The 18,165-nt window shown below is 64.6% G+C and carries 10 protein-coding genes; 2 read left to right on the forward strand and 8 right to left on the reverse strand.

The window, feature by feature from the left end; genetic code table 11:
- Positions 1-35: 35 nt before the first annotated feature.
- Together BJI69_RS22065 and BJI69_RS06975 are read right to left on the reverse strand one after the other, a co-directional pair.
- Entirely contained in the window at positions 36-9,287 is a 9,252-nt protein-coding gene (locus BJI69_RS22065; RefSeq protein WP_052767000.1) for an autotransporter-associated beta strand repeat-containing protein, read from the reverse strand.
- Between the two features lie 460 nt (positions 9,288-9,747).
- Positions 9,748-10,638: a LysR family transcriptional regulator gene (locus BJI69_RS06975; RefSeq protein WP_046965887.1), complete on the reverse strand. Its 891-nt coding sequence runs from the start codon at positions 10,636-10,638 to the stop codon at positions 9,748-9,750.
- A gap of 116 nt (positions 10,639-10,754) precedes the next feature.
- Here BJI69_RS06975 and BJI69_RS06980 point away from each other — a divergent pair, with 116 nt between their 5' ends.
- Positions 10,755-11,495, forward strand: a complete 741-nt coding sequence (locus BJI69_RS06980) for an SDR family NAD(P)-dependent oxidoreductase (RefSeq protein WP_046965888.1) — start codon at positions 10,755-10,757, stop codon at positions 11,493-11,495.
- 4 nt (positions 11,496-11,499) lie between these two features.
- Here the strand turns inward: BJI69_RS06980 and BJI69_RS06985 are convergent, their stop codons facing one another.
- The 5 genes from BJI69_RS06985 to BJI69_RS22245 form a co-directional block, all read right to left on the reverse strand.
- On the reverse strand, positions 11,500-12,006 hold the full coding sequence (locus tag BJI69_RS06985) for a GNAT family N-acetyltransferase (RefSeq protein ID WP_046965889.1): 507 nt from the start codon (positions 12,004-12,006) through the stop codon (positions 11,500-11,502).
- A 41-nt stretch (positions 12,007-12,047) separates the two neighbouring features.
- Positions 12,048-13,400 carry a TolC family outer membrane protein gene (locus BJI69_RS06990; RefSeq protein WP_046965890.1) on the reverse strand — a complete coding sequence of 451 codons (1,353 nt, stop codon included), beginning with the start codon at positions 13,398-13,400 and terminating at the stop codon, positions 12,048-12,050.
- A 582-nt stretch (positions 13,401-13,982) separates the two neighbouring features.
- A complete protein-coding gene (locus BJI69_RS07000) occupies positions 13,983-14,294 on the reverse strand; it encodes a hypothetical protein (RefSeq protein ID WP_046965892.1) in 312 nt (103 codons plus the stop codon).
- 90 nt (positions 14,295-14,384) lie between these two features.
- Positions 14,385-14,579 (reverse strand): hypothetical protein, encoded by a 195-nt coding sequence (locus BJI69_RS07005; protein ID WP_046965893.1) that lies wholly within the window; start codon positions 14,577-14,579, stop codon positions 14,385-14,387.
- A 192-nt stretch (positions 14,580-14,771) separates the two neighbouring features.
- Positions 14,772-14,966, reverse strand: a complete 195-nt coding sequence (locus BJI69_RS22245) for a hypothetical protein (protein WP_125903005.1) — start codon at positions 14,964-14,966, stop codon at positions 14,772-14,774.
- Positions 14,967-15,062: 96 nt separating this feature from the next.
- Between BJI69_RS22245 and BJI69_RS07010 the strand changes: the two genes are divergently transcribed.
- The gene (locus BJI69_RS07010) at positions 15,063-15,386 is read left to right on the forward strand and encodes a hypothetical protein (RefSeq protein WP_046965894.1); all 324 of its coding nucleotides are present in this window, start codon (positions 15,063-15,065) and stop codon (positions 15,384-15,386) included.
- 170 nt (positions 15,387-15,556) lie between these two features.
- Here the strand turns inward: BJI69_RS07010 and BJI69_RS07015 are convergent, their stop codons facing one another.
- Positions 15,557-17,989, reverse strand: coding sequence for a membrane-bound PQQ-dependent dehydrogenase, glucose/quinate/shikimate family (locus BJI69_RS07015; protein ID WP_046965895.1), 2,433 nt, complete (start codon positions 17,987-17,989; stop codon positions 15,557-15,559).
- Positions 17,990-18,165: the final 176 nt, after the last annotated feature.

Raw genomic sequence — 18,165 nt, forward strand, 5'->3', positions numbered from 1 at the left:
GAAGCAGCGCGATGCCTCGTGCAGGAGCAGCTTAGTCAGAAGTTCCAGCGAACACCCAGGTTCACCGCGTTGCTCGTGCTGTGCGAGGCGACATCCGCGTTGTAGTAGACGAAGGTGCTCGCCTTCGGCGTGATGTCGAAACTCACGCCGACACCCGCCTGCCAGTGGTTGCGCACCGGTCGCGAACCTTCCACCACGAAGCTGTCCGACGGCGCACCGGCGAAGGCATTGTTCACCGTCACCGCGTCGTTCTTCGTGTTATGCAGATAGCGAACCATCACGATGGGATGCAGGCGAGTGCCTTCCACGCCGAGGTCGACGTCGCCGACCAGTCGTGCGCCCACGCCGTACTGCAAGCTGCTCGCCTCGCTGCGGCCCACCCGCAGATCGGCGTCGCCCGCATTCTTCTCGGTGAAGGCGTCGTACTTGACCTTCGTGTAATACGCACCGACGAAGGGCTCCAGGTGCATGGCCTTGCCGACGTCGAAGCGGTAACCGCCTTCGAGTGCCGCGTTGGTCGTCATGCCGTTGTAGTGACCGGTGGCCTGCGGATCGTACGGACCCACGACGATGCGGCGATTGCTGTCCGCATTCTGCCAGCCATACGACGCCAGGCCTTCCGCCCACCACTGCTGCTGGTTGAAATAGAGCGCGTGCAGGCCGATCGACGCCTGGTCCACATCGGTGTAGTCGCCGCGGCGATCCACCTCGGTGCGCGAGTTGGCGAGGTTGGCATGCACACCCAGGCGCAGATCGGGCGTCAGCGGCGCGTCGGCGCCGATGATCACGCCATGGATCCGATAGTCGGTGTGGGCGACCTCGGCACTGCCATCGAAGTTGGTGCTCGAGGTATACGGTTCGGCCCAGACGGCGGAGCCCTGTTCACCGGTATCGCGCTGCAGCTTGAGTCGATAGAACAGCGAGTCCTGGTACTGGCTCTGGCCACTGAGCTCGGCGTTGGTGGCGGAGGCATAGGTTTCGCCGGTGAGCGAATCGAAGGCCTGGACCACCTGGTCGGCACGCAGGCCGCGTACATAGCCGAGCAGGGTCGGCAGGGGATTGCCGCCCGAGGTCGCGACGTGTTGCAGGGCCGCAGCCATATGTTGCTGGTTGCCGTTGAGGCCCGGGAACTGATCGAACGGCGTGCCGCCCGTCCCTTCCCCCAGACCGGCCTGGCTCAGCGTGAGGAGCAGCTGGTTGCCCTGCTGCGTCACGCCCACATCCAGGAACGGCAGGGCGTTCTTGGTCACGCTGGCGTAGGAGCCGGTGATGCCACCGCTCGCGTTGACGATGGTGTACGTGGTGCTCGGTCCATACGATCCGGCCGCGGGTGCGACGACCAGTTGGCCGTCGACCGCGGCGGGGCCGTTGACGTTGATGCTGTCGCTGATGCCGCCTGTTGTGGTGCGGATGTGCGTGGTCGAACCGGCGCCGAGGGTGAGGCCGCCCACGGTCAGCACCGTGCCCGCCGTGCCGCTGCCCGCGGCAGCACCCGTCGCGCCATCGATGCCACTCGGTGCCACCGTGCCATCCACCGTGACCGGACCCGTGATCGTGCCCCCACCGACCACGCCACCACCGGGATTGATCGTGGCCGGCCCACCCAGGGTGCCGTTGACCACCAGCGTGCCGCCGATCGTGCTGCCACCGGCGAAGGTGACGGACGTGCCGCTGTTCACCGACAACGTACCCGCGCCGACATCGAGGTTGGTGATGTTGTTGAACGAACCGCCCGGCAGGCTGGCTTCGCCATTACCGGTGATGTTCAGTGTCGAGCCCGGCGCCGTGCCGTTGACCGTGCCGGTCACTTCCGGGAGGTCACCGTAACCCAGGGTCAGGTTGCTGCCGCCGCCGAGGTTCACCGTACCGGCGATCGGCCCGGCCACCGTCACCGCGTTACCGCTGCCGCCGAGGTTGAGCGTGCCGCTCGCGCCGACCGAGATCCCGCCGGTGTACGGGTTGCTGGCATTGAGGATGCCGCCGTTGACCGTCAGGTCACCGCTGAAGCCTGCGAGCGAGCCGCCGAGGTTCAAGGTGCCTGTGCCTTCCTTGTCGAGGCCACCGCTGCCACTGAGGCTACCGTTCACCGTGAGGTTCTCTGGACCTTGCACGGTCACGCCGTTGCCGCCGACCGTGACGTCGTTGCCGAGCGTCACCGCGGCGCCGGCTTCCAGGTTCGCGCCATCGATGGCGAGGCTACCCGTACCGAGTGCCGTATCGCTGCCGACGATCAAGGTTCCACCGTCGACGGTCGTGCCGCCGCTGAAGGTGTTGTTGCCGTTCAAGGCGAGCGTCACCGCGCCGTGCTTGATCAGACCGCCCGTGCCCGAGATCGCGCCATCGAGCGTGAGGTCGTTGCTGCCCGGAAGGGTCAGCGCCGCATTGAGTGCGACGTCGTTGGCCAGCGTGGTCGCCGCGCTGGCATCGAGTAACGCGGCGCCACCCACGGTGAGCGCGCCCGTACCAAGCGCCGCATCGTCGCCGACACTGAGCCCACCTGCGTTCAAGGTCACGCCACCAGTGAAGCTGCTCGCGCCACCAAGGCCCAACGTACCGGCGCCGTTCTTCACCAGGCCGCCGGTGCCGACGATGCTGCCGTCGAAGGTCGTGTCGGTCCCGGCGCCCAGGGTGAGTGTGTTACCGCCGAGTGCGATCGTGCTGCCGGTGACGCCTGCAAGCGTACCGATGGCCTGGTTACCGCCCGCCGAAAGATCGAACGTGCCGGTGCCTGCCAGGTTCACCGCGCCCGTCGATGCCAGGCTTCCGCCGGCGCCGATGGCCAGCGTACCGGCGTTGATGATCGTGCCCCCCGTATACGTGTCGGCGCCGGTGAGGGTCAGTGTCGCGGCACCGTCCTTGGTCAGGCTACCGGCACCGGCGATCGTGCCACCGAGCGTGAGGTCGTTGCTGCCCTGTACGGTCAGGCCGGCGTTGAGCGCCACCGTATTCGCCAACGTCACGGCCGCGCTCGCGTCCAGCGATGTCGCGCCGGCGACGGTCAACGCGCCCGTACCTAGTGAGTCGTTGTTGCCGACGACGAGGCCACCGTCGTTGAGCGTGACGCCGCCGGTGAACGTGTTCGCGCCACCGAGCGTCTGCGTGCCGGCGCCGTTCTTCACCAGGCTTCCGCCCGCGCCAGTGAGGATGCCATCGAAGTTGGCATTGCCGACACCGCCCAGCGTGAGTGCATTGGCACCCAGGGAGACCGTGCTTCCTGCGACGCCATTGAGCGCGCCGATGGACTGGTTACCACCGGTCGAGATGTCGAACGCCGTGCCCGCCGCCGTGAGGGTGACCGCGGTCGTCGCGGCGAGACTGCCACCCGCACCGATCGCCAGCGTGCCGGCGTTGATCGTCGTGCCGCCGGTATAGGTGTTCGTACCGGTGAGCGTCTCCGTGCCGGTGCCTTCCTTGATCAGACCACCCGTGCCGGCGATTCCGCCACTGAACGTGCCATCGGTCGGGCCGCCGACGATCAGGTTGTTGTTGCCGAGGTTGACCATGCCGCTACCGATCAGCGTGCCGAAGGCCTGCGTGCCATTTCCGGCCGAGAGGTCAAAGGTCGCATTCGAGGCGAGGTTCACGACACCACTCGCGTAGAGGCTCGCACCTGCACCGAGCGCCAGCGTGCCTGCGTTGATGTAGGTACCGCCGGTGTAGGTGTTCGCACCGTTCAAGGTGAGCGTGGCAAGCCCGTCCTTGGTCAGGCTGCCCGTGCCCGAGAGGTCGCCGTTGAGGGTCAGGTCGTTCGTGCCCAGGACGGTCAGGCCGGCATTGAGCACCACGTCGTTGCCGAGGGTGATCGCGCTGGCCGAATCGAGTGTCGACGCACCGCCGACGGTCAGCGCGCCCGTGCCGAGTGCCGCATTGTTGCCGACGATCAGGCCACCGGCATTCAACGCGACACCACCGCTGAAGCTGCTCGCGCCACCCAGCGTCTGCACACCGGCGCCGTTCTTCACCAGTCCGCCGCTGCCACTGATGCTTCCGTTGAACGTGCTGTCCGTCGCACCGCCGAGGGTGAGTGTGTTGCCACCCAGCGCGACCGCGCTGCCTGCAACGCCAGCCAGCGAGCCGATGCTCTGGTTGCCACCGGCCGAGATATCCAGGGTGCCGGTGCCAGTGAAGTTCACCGCGCCGGTCGCGGCGAGACTGCCGCCAGCGCCGATCGCCAGGGTACCTTCGTTGATCGTGCTGCCGCCGGTGTAAGTATTCGCGCCGGTCAGCGTGACGGTCGACGCACCGTTCTTGACCAGGCCACCCGCGCCCGAGATCGTGCCGCCGAGTGTCAGTGCGTTGCTGCCGAGCAGGTCGAGGTTGCCGCTGGTCAGTGCGATGGTGTTGCCGAGGGTGAGTGCTGCATTGGTGTCCAGCGAGGCGTCGCCGTTGACCGTCAGCGCGCCCGTGCCGAGCGCGCCGTTGTTGCCGAGCAACAGCCCGCCGGCATTCAATATGACGCCACCGCTGAAGGTGTTGGCGCCGCCGAGCTCCTGCACGCCGAGGCCGTTCTTCACCAGGCCGCCGGTGCCGGCGATCACGCCGTCGTAAGCGCCGTTACCGATGCCACCGAGCGTCAGCGTGTTGCCACCGAGCGTCACCGTGCTACCGGCCACGCCGTTCAGTACCCCGATCGACTGGTTGCCACCCGTGGAGATATCGAAGCCGGTCCCCGACGCCGCGAGAGTCACCGCACCGGTAGCAGCGAGACTACCGAGCGGGCCGATTGCCAGCGTGCCGGCGTTGATCAAGGTGCCGCCGGTATACGTGTTGGTTCCGGTGAGCGTCTCGGTGCCGGTGCCTTCCTTGATCACGCCACCCGTGCCGGCGATCGATCCGCTGAAGAGACCGTTGGTCGCATCGCCGATGCTGATCGTGTTCGCGCCGAGATTGACGGTACCGCCGCCGCTCAGCGTGCCGAACGTCTGCGCGCCATTGCCCGCCGAGAGATCGAACGTGGCGCCCGTGGCGAGGTTCACGACGCCGCTGCTGGCCAGGCTGCCGCCCGCGCCGAGCGCGAGGGTGCCGGCGTTGATGTTCGTCCCGCCGGTGAACGTGTTTGCACCGTTCAAGGTCAGCGTCGCCAGGCCGTCCTTGGTCAGGCCGCCGGTACCGATGATGTTGCCGTTGAGGGTCAACGCGTTGCTACCGAGAACGGTCAGGCCTGCGTTGAGCGTGATCTGGTTGGTAAGAGTCACCAGGCCGCTCGCATCGAGCGTCGTCGCGCCGCCGACCGTCAGGCTGCCCGTGCCGAGCGCCGCGTCGTTGCCGACGACGAGTCCGCCCGCGTTCACCGTCAGCCCACCGCTGAACGTGCTCGCACCACCGAGCGTCAGTACGCCGGCACCCGCTTTCACGAGCGCACCGTTACCGCTGATAGCACCATCGAAGGTCGTATTCGCGGCGGTACCGAAGTTCAAGGTATTGCCGCCTAGAGCGATCGTGCTCCCTGCGACGCCCGACAAGGCGCCGATGGTCTGCGCGCCGGCAGCGGAGAGATCGAAGCCGGCGCCGGTGCCAGCCAGCGTCACTGCACCACTGGCAGCGAGGCTGCCACCTGCACCGAGCGCCAGCGTGCCGGCGTTGATGGTCGTACCACCGGTGAAGGTGTTCGGACCGCTCAGGGTCAGCGTCTCGGTGCCGTTCTTGGTCAGGCTACCGGCGCCGGAGAGCGCACCGGCCAGGGTCAGCGCGTGGCTGCCCAGCACGTTGAGGTTCGCGCCGGCAGCGAGAGCGACATTGTTGGCAACAGCCAACGAGGTGCTCGCGTCGAGCGACGCGTTCGCGCCGACATTCAGGACACCCGTGCCGAGCGCGCCGTTGTTGCCGAGCGAAAGGCCACCGCCATTGAGGTTTACGCCGCCACTGAAGGTATTGGCGTTGTTCAACGAAAGCACCGCCGCGCCGTTCTTGACCAGGCTACCGGTGCCCGACACGACGCCGCCCAGGGCGACATCCTGGCTACCGAGAACCGTCAGCGCACTGCCGGCGCCGAGGTTGACGCTGTTGCCGAGGGCGACCGCTGCCGTGGCGTCCAGGGTGAGAGGACCACCCACGTTGAGCGCGCCCGTTCCCAGTGCGCCGCTGTTGCCGAGAAGCAACCCACCGCCGTTGGCGGTCAGGCCGCCGGAGAAGGTGTTCGCACCATTCAAGGTCAGCAGCGAGGCACCGTTCTTGGTGAGGCTGCCGCTACCCGCGATGATGCCGCCCAGGGTGATGTTCTGTGTGCCCGGCAGGGTCAAGGCACTGCCCGCACCGAGATTCACGTCGTTGGCGAGCGAAACCGCTGCGGTGCTGCCCAGCGTGACGGCGCCGCCGACGCTAAGCGCACCGGTGCCGAGGGCATTCGAATTGCCTACGACCAAGCCACCAGCGTTGAGATTCGTGCCACCGCTGTAGCTGTTCGTGCCATTCAACGTGAGGACCGAGGCGCCGTTCTTGCTAAGGCTACCGGTGCCCGACACCGTGCCGTTCAGCGTGAGGTTCTGACTACCCAACAGGTTCAGTGAACCGGTCGCGAGGTTGACGTTATTGCCCAGGGTGAGCGCTGCCGTGCTGTCGAGTGTGGTCGCGCCGTTCACGGTGAGCGCACCGGTGCCCAGCGCGCCCGCGTTCGCAACCAGCAGGCCACCCTGATTGAGATTCACGCCGCCGCTGAAGGTATTGGCGCCGCTCAATGTCTGCGTGCCCGCCCCCGTCTTCGTGATCGAACCCGTACCGGAGATGACACCGGCGTAGGTCTGGTTCGTCGCGTCGCCGAAGGTCAGCGCGTTGGCGCCGAGGGTAATCGTGGTGCTTGCGACACCGGACAGGGCACCGATGGTCTGTGCACCCGTGGCGGCGGAGATATCGAAACCGGCACCCGGCGCGCTGAGCGTGACATTGCCGGTTGCCGCAAGTTGACCGCCGGCGCCGATTGCCACGGTGCCTGCCGCGATGTTCAGCCCACCGGTAAAGGTGTTGGCGCCCGTCAGGGTCAGCGTCGACGCGCCGCTCTTGGTCAGGCCACCCGCGCCCGCGAGCACACCGCCGAAAGTGAGCGGTTGACCACCGAGCACGTTGAGCACCCCACCGGCGCCCAGGTTCATATCGTTGGCGAGGTTGAGCTGTGTCTCGCCGTCCAGGGTCACGGCGCCATTGACGGTTAGCGCGCCGCTGCCAAGGGCGCTGCTGTTGCCGAGTAGGAGGCCACCTGCGTTCGCGGTGAGGCCGCCGCTGAATGTGTTCACGCCGTGCAGCGTCAGCTGCGAGGTGCCGTTCTTGACCAGGTTGCCCACGCCGGAGATGGTGCCGTCGAGTACCAGCGGTTGGCCGCCGAGGAGACTCAGCGATCCGCCGGTGTTGAGGCTGACATTGTTCGAAAGCGTCGTGGAACCGGTGACATCGAGGGTCGTCGTGCCCCCGACACTTAGAACGCCAGACCCGAGGGCGTTCGCGTTACCCAACAGCAAGCCACCACCGTTCAGCGCAACCCCGCCTGAGAAGCTGTTGTTCCCCCCCAGGCTCTGGACACCCGCTCCCACTTTCACCAGCCCGCCGGTACCCGCAATCGTCCCCGCGTAGCTGGTATTGCCGAGGCCACCAAGCGTCAACGTCCTCGCGCCGAGGTTCACCGTGCCGCCGAGGCCGGCCAACGAACCGATGCCCTGGTTGGCACCTGCGCCGGAAATATCGAGCGTGGTGCCAGCGGCAAGCGTCATCGCCTGTGACGGTGACAGCATGCCGCCGGCACCGACGGCGAGGGAACCGCCGGTGAGGGAGAAGCCGCCGGTCATGCTGTCGATTCCGCCGAGCGTGAGCGTGCCCGCGCCCGACTTCACCACGTTGCCTGCGCCGGAAAGTGCGCCGTTCAACGTAACCGCCTGCGTGCCGGGAAGCGTCAGCGTGCTGCCCGCGTTGATCGCGACGGCATTGGCAACGTTGAAGGCACCCGTGGTGTTCAACGTGGCGTTGCCGCCGACCGTCAGGGTGCCCGTGCCAAGCGCACCCGCATTGCCCAGCAGCAATCCGCCCGCGTTGAGGTTCACGCCACCGCTGAAGAGATTGGCGCCGCCCAGGGTGGTCACGGCGGTGTTGGTAACTGTCAGGCCACCCGCTCCGGAGATCACGCCCGCGAAGCCGAAGGCATTGGTGCCGGTCAGCTCGAGCTGGCCCGCGCTGAGATTGACGGCGTTCGCCAGCGACAGGCCCGCGGTCGATGCCGCGATGGCGCCGCCGGTCGCCGTCAGCGTCCCGGTGCCGAATACGCCAGCATTGTCGAAGTTAACCAGGCCGTCATTAATCGCGGCATCGCCCGTGACGGCCGCGCCCTGCAGGTTCCAGGTGCCGCTGTTCACCACCAGGTGCTGGAAGTGAAGATAGTTCGCGGCGTTGATCGTCGAGACGATACCCCCTCTGCCCGAACCCGTGCCCGTCGCCGAGTTCTGCAGCAGCAAACGGTTGTCTGCGCCGAGACCGCCATCGACCTTGCCCGCGCCGGCGAGGCTGACGTTGATGGAAAGAATGCCGAGTTTCACGCCCAAGCCGGCGTTGACGACGCTCGAGCCGTTCACCGCGGTGAACGAGTTGCCGGTCGGCGTATCGCCCAGGTAGACGCTGCCGTTGATCGTGCCGGCGTTCACGAAGGTATTGGGTCCCGCACTCGATGCGGCGAAACCGATCCGACCGGTGATCGTGCGGCCTGCCGAATTGGTGAGGTTGGTTCGGCCGCCGCCATAGGAAAGGATCACCGGCGCGTCCGCCACCGTGGTGATCGTCCCGAGGCCCAGCAGGGAGACGTCGAACGTGCCGTCGTTGACGATGTTGGACACACCGCCTGCCGCGTTCTGCACAACGAGTGCTTGCCCGCCTATGCCCAGGAGCGAGGTGGCGTCGAACACGCCATTCATCGTGCCGGTGTTGTTAACGTTGATGATGTTGTTGGTGGTGTTCGCGTTACCCAACACGGCACCGGCCGCACCCAAGCTGAGTCCTCCGGTAATTCCAGGCCCGATGATCCCCGCGTTGTTCAGCGTAATGCCGTTACCTGACGCCGTGAGCGCTGCGCCGCCGAGAAGCAGGGGCACCGACAGGTTTCCCGTCGACTGCACATTGATCGTCACGCCGTTCGTGGGAAGCACGTAGTTGGTGAACGACTGACCGTTAGCGCAGGTCACGATCGTCCCGGCCTGGGTACAGTCGGCGTAGGCGGGTTCACTCAGCAATGGCATCGCCAGTGCCGATGCGATCGCGAGATAAATCCCCTTGGCAAGCGGACTACGACGAACGCTTCCTACGTGACGCTTGTTCATACCACCCCCGGTCGGCGCGACCCTTCCCGTTCCAGGAATTCCGGCCGCACTTCAGCGACGACGCCAGTTACCTGGGTCGCTAATTAAGGACGTCATTTGAAAGACGTCGGACTGGCCCCGGATCAATGAGGCCGACGTGCGCGGTCAGCCTATGCGAGCGCTCTCCGCGACGCGTGCACAATTCCGGCGAGGGGTTCGGCGTGGTTTTTCAAGGCGCTTCACGCGGTCATGCATTTTCTGCACATCCCCGCAAATACGGCAGTGATGACCATTTTCCGACGGTCATGCGGCACTGCGCCATCACGATACAAATCCAGCGATGGCGCAGTTGATCGCGCTTCTTCGCGCCGTCGTAACGCACGTGCCTCATGCAGCGGCGGGAGCTTGACGCCGGAATGCCGGCGGCATTCTTGCCGAATATCCCCGTCGATTAACGTGACTATGTGACCCTCCGCCGCGACTAAATGCGTTTCGGCAGGGCTTCCGCGAAGAATTCGGTGACCTGGCGAACGCGCGCGGGAATAAAGCGTCGCTTCGGCCAGATGAGGCTGACGTCTCTCACATCGACGATGAAGTCGTCGAGTATCGTCACGACATCCGGGTGACTGAGTTCGTCCACGAGTGAGAGACCCGCGAACATGCCGATGCCCACGCCCGCCAGCACGGCCGTGCGAATGGCATCCACGCTGTTTGACGAAAAGTTGCCGCGTACCGCGACGCTGAACCGGCCTTCGGGAGCGACGAAGGGCCAGTTGGCCGACTCGGCGAGCCCGCCGTAAAGAAGACAGTTGTGATGGACGAGGTCGCCGGGTGTCTTCGGTAGCCCATGCTTCTCGAAGTAGTGGCGGGAACCGACGCAGACGAGCGGCGTGCCCGCCACGCGCCTGACCACCGCATCGGGTTCACTGACGGCGCCAACGCGGATCGCCAGATCGATGCGGTCGTCCACCATGTCGCGCGCGAAGTCCGAAAGGATGAGATCCACCTTTAAGCCAGGGTGCCGTGCCAGCAATTCGGGCAGGAGGGGGAGCACGTGCAGCCGGCCGAAGGTGGAGGCCGACGCGATACGCACCAGACCCGATACGTCGACCGTCGTGCGCGTCATCTCGCCGTCGACTTCATCCAGTTCGGCGACGAGCGGCTTGGTCCGGTCGTAATAGCGCTGCCCCTGGTCGGTCAGGTTCACATTGCGGGTGCTGCGAATGAACAGCGCGACACCGAGCCGTTTCTCCAGGGAGCCCACCGCCTTGCTGATGGCGGACTGCGACTCACCCATGCGACGTGCGGCCGCGGAGAAGCCACCCGCTTCGACGACGGCGACGAACGCCTTGAGCTCGTGAAACCGATCCATCGTAGGTCTCCAGCGATTCGTTTCGGGAATCAATCATAGGGAAGATACGCGGATTATCATCGTCGGCATCGGAGACTAGCCTGTTGGGATCATTCACGAACCCTCGGAAGGTCCCCATGTCATCCCTAGCAGGCAAGACCGCCGTCATCAGCGGCGGAACCACCGGTATCGGTCTGGCGATCGCCCAGCGCTTCGTCGCCGAGGGCGCCTATGTAGTCATCTTCGGCCGCCGTCAGGCCCAGCTCGACGAAGCGGTGAAGCGCATCGGTGGTCAGGTGACAGCCATCCAGGCCGATGCGGCCAATCTCGACGATCTGGATCGCGTGGCCTCGAGCGTGCGAGGCGAGGGACGCGCGGTCGACATCGTCGTCTCGAATGCCGGCTTCACCGAGCAGGCACCGATCGACACCCTCACGCCGGAACATTTCGACAAGGCGTTCAACCTCATGGCTCGCGGTCCTGTCTTTTTCGTGCAGAAGATGCTGCCGATGATGACCGGCGGCGGGTCGATCGTGCTCGTTTCTTCCGCCATGCACGGCATGGGCATCCCTGGCCACACGGCCTATGCGGCGACCAAGGCAGCGCTGCGTTCGTATGCACGCACTTGGGCAGCCGAGTTCAAGGATCGTGGCATTCGTGTCAACACACTCAGCCCGGGCGTCACGGATACGCCGATTCTCGATTCACAGACAGAGACGCGCGAAGACCTGGAGAAGATGTATCACGCGATGGTCCCGCTCGGTCGGCTCGCCCATGCGGACGAGATCGCCAACGCGGCGGTCTTCCTCGCCTCGAACCAGAGTTCGTACGTAACCGGTTCGGACCTGATGGCCGATGGCGGCATCGGCCAGGTCTGAAGCGTCAGGGGTCGTTGACGAAGTAGCGGCTCGGCGTGTCGTAGCCCGGTACGTCGATGATGCCTTCGGGACGAAAGCCGAGGTTCTCCAGCACGCGGATCGATCCGTCGTTATCCAGCGAGGTGATCGCCACGACCCTGCCGACGTTCCTTTGCGCTCGAGCGTGTGCGAGCACGGCGGCGCCGGCTTCGCTCGCGTAACCGCGACGATAATGGCGCGCCAGGAAGGCGTAGCCGAGGTCCGGAAAGTCGAGCGTGTCGCGGCGAATCAGGCCGCACATGCCGAGCGACTCGCCGCTGGCCTTCAAGGCGACCTTGTACAGGCCGTAGCCGTGCGCGGCATAGCTCTTCAGCGGGCCGTCCGACAGGTACTTCTCGGCGCCGGCGGTGTCCCGGACGCCTCGATCGGCGATGTGCCGGATGAAGTCCGGCTCATTGAGCAGCTCGTTGATGAAAGGCGCATCGTCGAGTCCGAACTCGCTGATGGAGAGGCGTTCTGTTTCGATGGCCATGGAATGCGGGTCGCCGGCTGGTTATTTTCCCCTGGCCGATCTTACTGCAGCAGGCGGTTGATCTCCTCCACGTCCTTCAGTTCAGCGGCACCCACGCTGCGCTTGAGCAACAGCTTGTTGAGGATGAAGTTGTGGCGGAGCGCGGTGTACTGGGTGCGGATCTGCGCCAGGATCTCGATGGCCACGACCACGTTGGTCAGGCTCTGCGTGCCGATGTCGTAGCCGGCGCGAAGGGAAGCCAGTGACTTCTTCGCGGCGTCGACCGCGTCGCGCGCATCGTTCACCTGGCCGATCCCGGCGACCACGAGGTTGAAGTAGTTGTTCGTGTCGCGCGCCGTCTGGCGACGAACCGATTCGAGGTCGCTCTGGTCTTCGTCGCGCTGGTGGATGGCCTGGCGCACCTGGGACTGGGTCAGGCCGCCGCTGAACAACGGCACCGTGAGCACGAGGCCCACCGTCGTGCTGCCGGGTCCGTAGGCGGCCGTGCCGCGCGCGGCGTTCGACCAGGCGCCAACCTTGTCATAACCGACGGCAGCATTCAGCGTGGGCAGATGCCCACTGCGCGCGGCATTGATCGAGTGCTCGTCCGCGCTGACCAGATGGTTCGCGGCGATCACGGAGGGATTCTGGCGCATGGCCTGATCGACCCAGGCAGCGGCGTTGTCGGGGGTCGGTGCCTCCATGGGAAGGTCTTCGCGCAGGGTCTTCAGCGTTCCCGGCTCCTTGCCGGTCAGCTGCTGAAGGGCACGTCGCGCATCCTTCAAGGAGTTCTCGGCATCCACGCGCTCCGATTTGATCAGCAAGTAATACGCCTTCGACTGCGTAAGGTCGGCTTCCGGTGCCAGACCCTGGTCGAACTTGATGGTCGCCTGGTCGAACGACTGCTTATACGCGTCCTCGTAAGAACGAAACACTTCGACCTGATCCGCGGCGACCAGCACGTTGAAGTACGCGCTCGTCGAGCGGACGTAGAGATCCTGGAGCTCGCCTTCGTACGTAGCTTCCTGCGCTTCCTGGGTCTGCCTCGCCTGACGCTCGCGGGCGAACTTGGAGAGATCCACCACGGTCTGGTTGAGTGACAGGTTCAGGTCACGCTCGCGGCTGTGGCCGTCGCCGCCGGTGTTCGGCGTGCCATCACTGTTCGTCCCGTTCGAGAAGCTCGGGTGGAACTGCTGCAGGCTCAGTCCTGCCGACAACTGCGGTAGCAGGGCGGAAAGCGCTTGAGGTACGCCCTCGGCCACGACGAGGCGGCGTGCGTCGGCGCTGGCCAGCACGGGATCGTTGGCAACCGCCTCGCGATAGATGTCCATGAGGTCTTCCGCGTGAGCTACCGCGGGAAGACCGGCCATCGTGAGCAGACCGGCAAGCGCGGCCGACAGAATCCTGGTTTGCATCGTTGTGGTTCCCTTGAGCACCCATTGAGCTTGGCGAGCTTGCAGCAAGAACCGTGCCGCCGGCTGACAGGGCGTCGGACGCCGGCCTGCAAAGGCTCAGGCGCTGACTCTCGAGGAAAACGAGGGTGTCCGCGGACGCTAGCCGGCGGACACTGGCGGTCAGTGCGGCGGGACGTATGCGGGAGATTCTTTCTTGAGGAACCTGGCGGCTTCTCGGAGCACCATCTCCAGGTTTTCGCCTTGGTGGTTGAAGATCAGGCCCTTATTCCCCTGGCCAAGAATGGCTACGTCGTCATTCACCGCGTCCGCCGACCGACTCATCCTCAGGCTGGCAACAAGATGCCGGCAAACTGCGCTGTCTATCGCGACGAGAAGGTCAGCGATGCAGGTCGTCGACTCAAAGGTATAGATGTTCCCGGTGTCACGCTGCCCGCCCCACTTGACGATGACCCCGTCTCCCTGTGGCAGAACCAAGCGCGCGCATTAAGAAGTAAATGGGTAATCCGCCGCCATGGCGGAAGAGCATAAGTGCTGTCCAACGTTTCTTCGACCTTCATTCAATCGTCGGAGACGCAGCGTAGGTCAGTGGTCTTTAAGGTGCAATTCGAACACCGGGTCATCCGGTGACATTGTCATGGATCGGAGGTCGACGTCCCCTTTTGTTGAGACGGTGACCTCCAGCGTGCGCTGGCTACCGTCCCGTTCGCGCTGGCATTTCCACACGAACAGATACCCCTCATCCGGATCGAACGACTTTTCTTCGAGCAAGGGAGCGACGCACTGGGTCGTCTTCGCAACCTTTACGGAACTCAACGACTCGGCTGCTTCTTGCGTCACTTTAGAAGAGCATGCCGAAACTGTAATCATCAGGGCCAAAAGTGCCAATCGATTCATCGCTCGAAGTCCGTATGAAGGGCGGCCTCGCCGCGAATCTGGATATAGTAGGGGGCGCCAGCGCCGTGCTAAGGATTGGAGTACGCATAGTCACGGCGAGACCCATCGACCCTTGTCGACAACGCGCCCCTCTCGATCGATGTCGATCGACCACGCTTCGACCAGTGACAGTTTGTTTTCAAACCACAGCCGTTCGACGCAGGGACTCTTGCAACCGGTGTCTTCGTACTTCGTGTAGCCACGACCCGCCTGTCTCGCGACAAACGGCGCATCGAATGCTGCCATGGCGGCTTCCCTGGAATCGCCCAGATTTATCGAGTCGAAAGCCGAATTGTGCTCTTTCGATATATAGGCGCAAGACGCAAAGGGTGACAGTAAGACGAACAACACCGTGATACCGAAGATCCTTCGGCCGATCTTTGTTTTTCTCATTTCGCGCGTATCTCTGGTCGGACTCGTCTGCCTACTGTGACGACACTACATGCCTCGTCGCTTGCGCCATGCCCGCGCGATATCCTGCCGAAAAAGCCAGGCGATGATCGGCTGGATGGAGATGGTGAAGGCGATATAGACCTTTATACCTGTCCACCAGTCCACGGTATACGCGTAGACGGCCGCTGGCAGCAAGGCAATCAGGGCCATTCTCAGCGCGAGATGTTTGTAGGCGTTCAAGCATATCCTCCCGAGCGGGTACCGTAGGATCGGTGGGAGCCACGAGTGATTCCTAGATATCATGCGGGACGGGTTCTGAGGGGGTAAGAAGACAACATGACGTTGACCAGGCGAATTCTTCTGGCGCTAATCATCGGTGTGGCGTTGACGCTCGCCCTTGCCTGGCTCTCCTTCGAGGCCAATGAAGTCGGCTATGAGGGCTTATCGAACGTTTTGTTCTGGCAGAACACGTTCCTACAGTCGCGCGTCGCGTCGCTGGACATCGGAACGCCAGACGATCCGCTCCGCGAAGGAACGCTGCTGATGTTCCTAGGCTTCATTCTCAGCTTCCCGGTCGGATTCGTCGTCTATGGCGTGGGAGCCTTCGTCGTCATCAGCAAGCTGGCGGAGCGACAAGGAACGGCGCGTCCCCGTGCGTGATCGGCATCTCTCACCCTCTGATGTGAAAGGCGAGGACGTGAAGTACAGCGGCGACCGGCCGCTGGAACCCAGCTTCTAGCGCCCAAAAGAAAACCCCCGGAGCCTGGACAGATGTCCAACTTCCGGGGGTCGATTCACGAAGGGCTATCGCCCTTCACGTCTCGGTGCTATCAGTGCTTCGGCAGCGCGTAAGCCACCACGTAATTACCCTTCGGCGTATGCATGAAGTGGTGACCCGTCGCGGTGATGACGACGTACTCGCGGCCATCCTGCTCGTAGACCATGGGCATCGCCTGCGCACCGGCCGGCAGCGTCGCGGACCAGATCGTCTTGCCCGTGGTGATGTCGATGGCGCGGATGAGGTTGTCCGTCGCGGCGGCGATGAAGATCAGGCCGGACTTGGTCACGACGGAGCCGCCGTTGTTCGGCGTACCGATGTCGATCGGCAGGCCGGTGGGCAGACCGAACGGACCATTCTCGCGCGCGGTGCCGAGCGGACGATCCCAGACGGTGCGACCGTCACGGATGTCGATCGCGCGGATACCGCCGTACGGGGGCTCCTTGCAGAGCATGCCGGTAAACTTCAGCTGCCAACCCGCATTGACGTCGACGGCCACCGGGATACCTTCCTGCGGATCGCCAGCGCCTTCGGCCTTTGCGTCGGCGACGGGATCGTTGAGGACGTCCTTCGCCTTCCAGCCCAGCTTGTCGGCTTCCTTGCGGGGAACCAGACGGGTGTAGTTCGGCATGTCGTTGTAGTTGGCGATGATCAGGCCACGGGCCGGATCGAATGCCACGCCGCCCCAATCGACGCCGCCGTTATAGCCGGGATAATCGATGATCGGCTTGGTCACGTCGGGTGGGGTGAACTTGCCGCGGTAGTCGGCCTGCGCGAATTGGATACGGCAGACCAGCTGGTCGAGCGGCGTGATGCCCCACATGCTTGCCGGGGTAAGATCCGGCTGCGCAACCGAAGCGAACTTCGAGAACGGTTGGGTCTTGCTGCGCGCAGCAGGCTCGAAGCCGCCCTGTGGCACCGGGCGCTCTTCCACGCCGAACAGCGACTTGCCGGTCTCGCGGTTGAGCACGTAGAACTCGCCGTTCTTGGTCGGGAAGATGATCGCCGGGACCTTGCTGCCATCCGCCTGCGGATAATCGAGCAGCGTCGGCGGGGAACCCGGATCGTAATCCCAGACGTCGTTATGCGTGTTCTGGAAGGTCCAACGCGGCATGCCGGTTTCGACATCGAGCGCGGTCAGCGACGGCGAGTACTTGTTCTCGTCAGCGGAGCGGGTGCTCGAGTAGTAGTCGCCGGAAGCGTTCGCCACGGGGAGGAAGACCAGGCCCAGCTTGTTGTCGCCGGTGAACGAGGTCCACACATCGGGCGAGCCGCGCTTGTAGAGATCGTCACCCTTGCGCGGTGCGGGATCGTTCGGCGCCGCCGCATCCCAGGCCCACTTGAGCTCGCCGGTCTTGACGTTGAAGGCCTTGGTCACGCCGGCAGGACCGAACGCACGCTGGCCGTCGACCGTGGTGTGGCCGACAACGATCGTGTCGCGGATGACGACCGGCGGCGAGGTGATGGATACGTAGCCGTGGTAGACCTTGCCCATGTCTTCGGTGAGGCTGACTTCGCCGTTCTTGCCGAAGTCGGTGCAACGCTGACCGGTCTGCGCATCGAGTTCGATCACGCGTGCGTCGAGTGTACCGAAGATGATCCGGCGATTGCACATCGCGCTGGTGGTCGCGCCCGGGGCGCTGGCACTCGTCGGATCTTCGTAATACGACATCGATCGGCAGGACGGCGTGTACGGAACCGACGCGGCGGTGATGCCCGGATCGAAGTCCCACTTGTGCTCACCCGTCGCGGCATCCAGCGCGGACACCTTGTTGAGGTAGCCGCAGACGTAGACCATGTTGCCGATCTTCAGCGGCGTGTTCTGCACGCCCCAACGCGTATCGGACGGAATGTCGCCCACGGTGGCGGTCCATGCGACCTTCAGGTCTTTCACGTTGGCGGGCGTGATCTGGCTCGCCGAGGTGTAGCGCTGCGCGGCCTGGTTGCCGCCATAGGCGGGCCAGTCGGTCGACGGCAGGCCGCTCTCGACGGCGGGGCCGGTGTCGGCGACGAACGGATTGTCGGCGATGGCCGGCACATTGCTCGCTGCGGTGACGTGGTGCGGCACGAAGGCCAGGCAGCCAGCAACGATGAAGGCGGCCACCAGCGCCAGGGGCACGGCTCGCGCGGTGCCGCGCGACAACCGCGCATGCAGCGTCGGCAGAAGGAAGGAGAACGCGATGGCGAAGATCAAGATCAACGCGAAGCGCGGGACCCAACCCCAGTAATCGGCGCCGGACTCCCAAATCGTCCATACCAGCGTCAGCACGAACAGGATGCCGAACCAGAGCGTCGCGCGCGGGCTTCGACGAGCCAGGCCCAGGGCGCTGGCGATGCTGAGCAGGCCGGCGATCGCGTAGTACCAGTTTCCGCCGAGGCTGATCAGCCATGCGCCGCCGACCACCATGAAAAGGCCAAACAAGCCCAACACGAGCGCGAGCAGACGCCTGCCCCATCGTGCGAGGGCACTCTCAGATGTGTTCATTTCGATCCTTGTGAGAATGTGGGATACGAGGCCCCCTTCCGTCTGGGCCCGGAATACGTGAGGCACGGCTCTGACGAAACGCCGCGCTGCATAGCTATTCAAGCGTACGCCGCGTGATGGCTCCGTGCAAGGAAATGCTAACCTCCGCGGATGTCACGGTCCCCACCGCCCCCTGC

It is taken from the genome of Luteibacter rhizovicinus DSM 16549, from assembly GCF_001887595.1.
Taxonomy (GTDB): domain Bacteria; phylum Pseudomonadota; class Gammaproteobacteria; order Xanthomonadales; family Rhodanobacteraceae; genus Luteibacter; species Luteibacter rhizovicinus.

Bases quoted from the DNA above. Each gene is read 5' to 3' on its own strand.
- BJI69_RS22065 (WP_052767000.1), bottom strand. From the start codon at position 9,287: ATGAACAAGCGTCACGTAGGAAGCGTTCGTCGTAGTCCGCTTGCCAAG.
- BJI69_RS06975 (WP_046965887.1), bottom strand. From the start codon at position 10,638: ATGGATCGGTTTCACGAGCTCAAGGCGTTCGTCGCCGTCGTCGAAGCG.
- BJI69_RS06980 (WP_046965888.1), top strand. From the start codon at position 10,755: ATGTCATCCCTAGCAGGCAAGACCGCCGTCATCAGCGGCGGAACCACC.
- BJI69_RS06985 (WP_046965889.1), bottom strand. From the start codon at position 12,006: ATGGCCATCGAAACAGAACGCCTCTCCATCAGCGAGTTCGGACTCGAC.
- BJI69_RS06990 (WP_046965890.1), bottom strand. From the start codon at position 13,400: ATGCAAACCAGGATTCTGTCGGCCGCGCTTGCCGGTCTGCTCACGATG.
- BJI69_RS07000 (WP_046965892.1), bottom strand. From the start codon at position 14,294: ATGAATCGATTGGCACTTTTGGCCCTGATGATTACAGTTTCGGCATGC.
- BJI69_RS07005 (WP_046965893.1), bottom strand. From the start codon at position 14,579: ATGGCAGCATTCGATGCGCCGTTTGTCGCGAGACAGGCGGGTCGTGGC.
- BJI69_RS07010 (WP_046965894.1), top strand. From the start codon at position 15,063: ATGACGTTGACCAGGCGAATTCTTCTGGCGCTAATCATCGGTGTGGCG.
- BJI69_RS07015 (WP_046965895.1), bottom strand. From the start codon at position 17,989: ATGAACACATCTGAGAGTGCCCTCGCACGATGGGGCAGGCGTCTGCTC.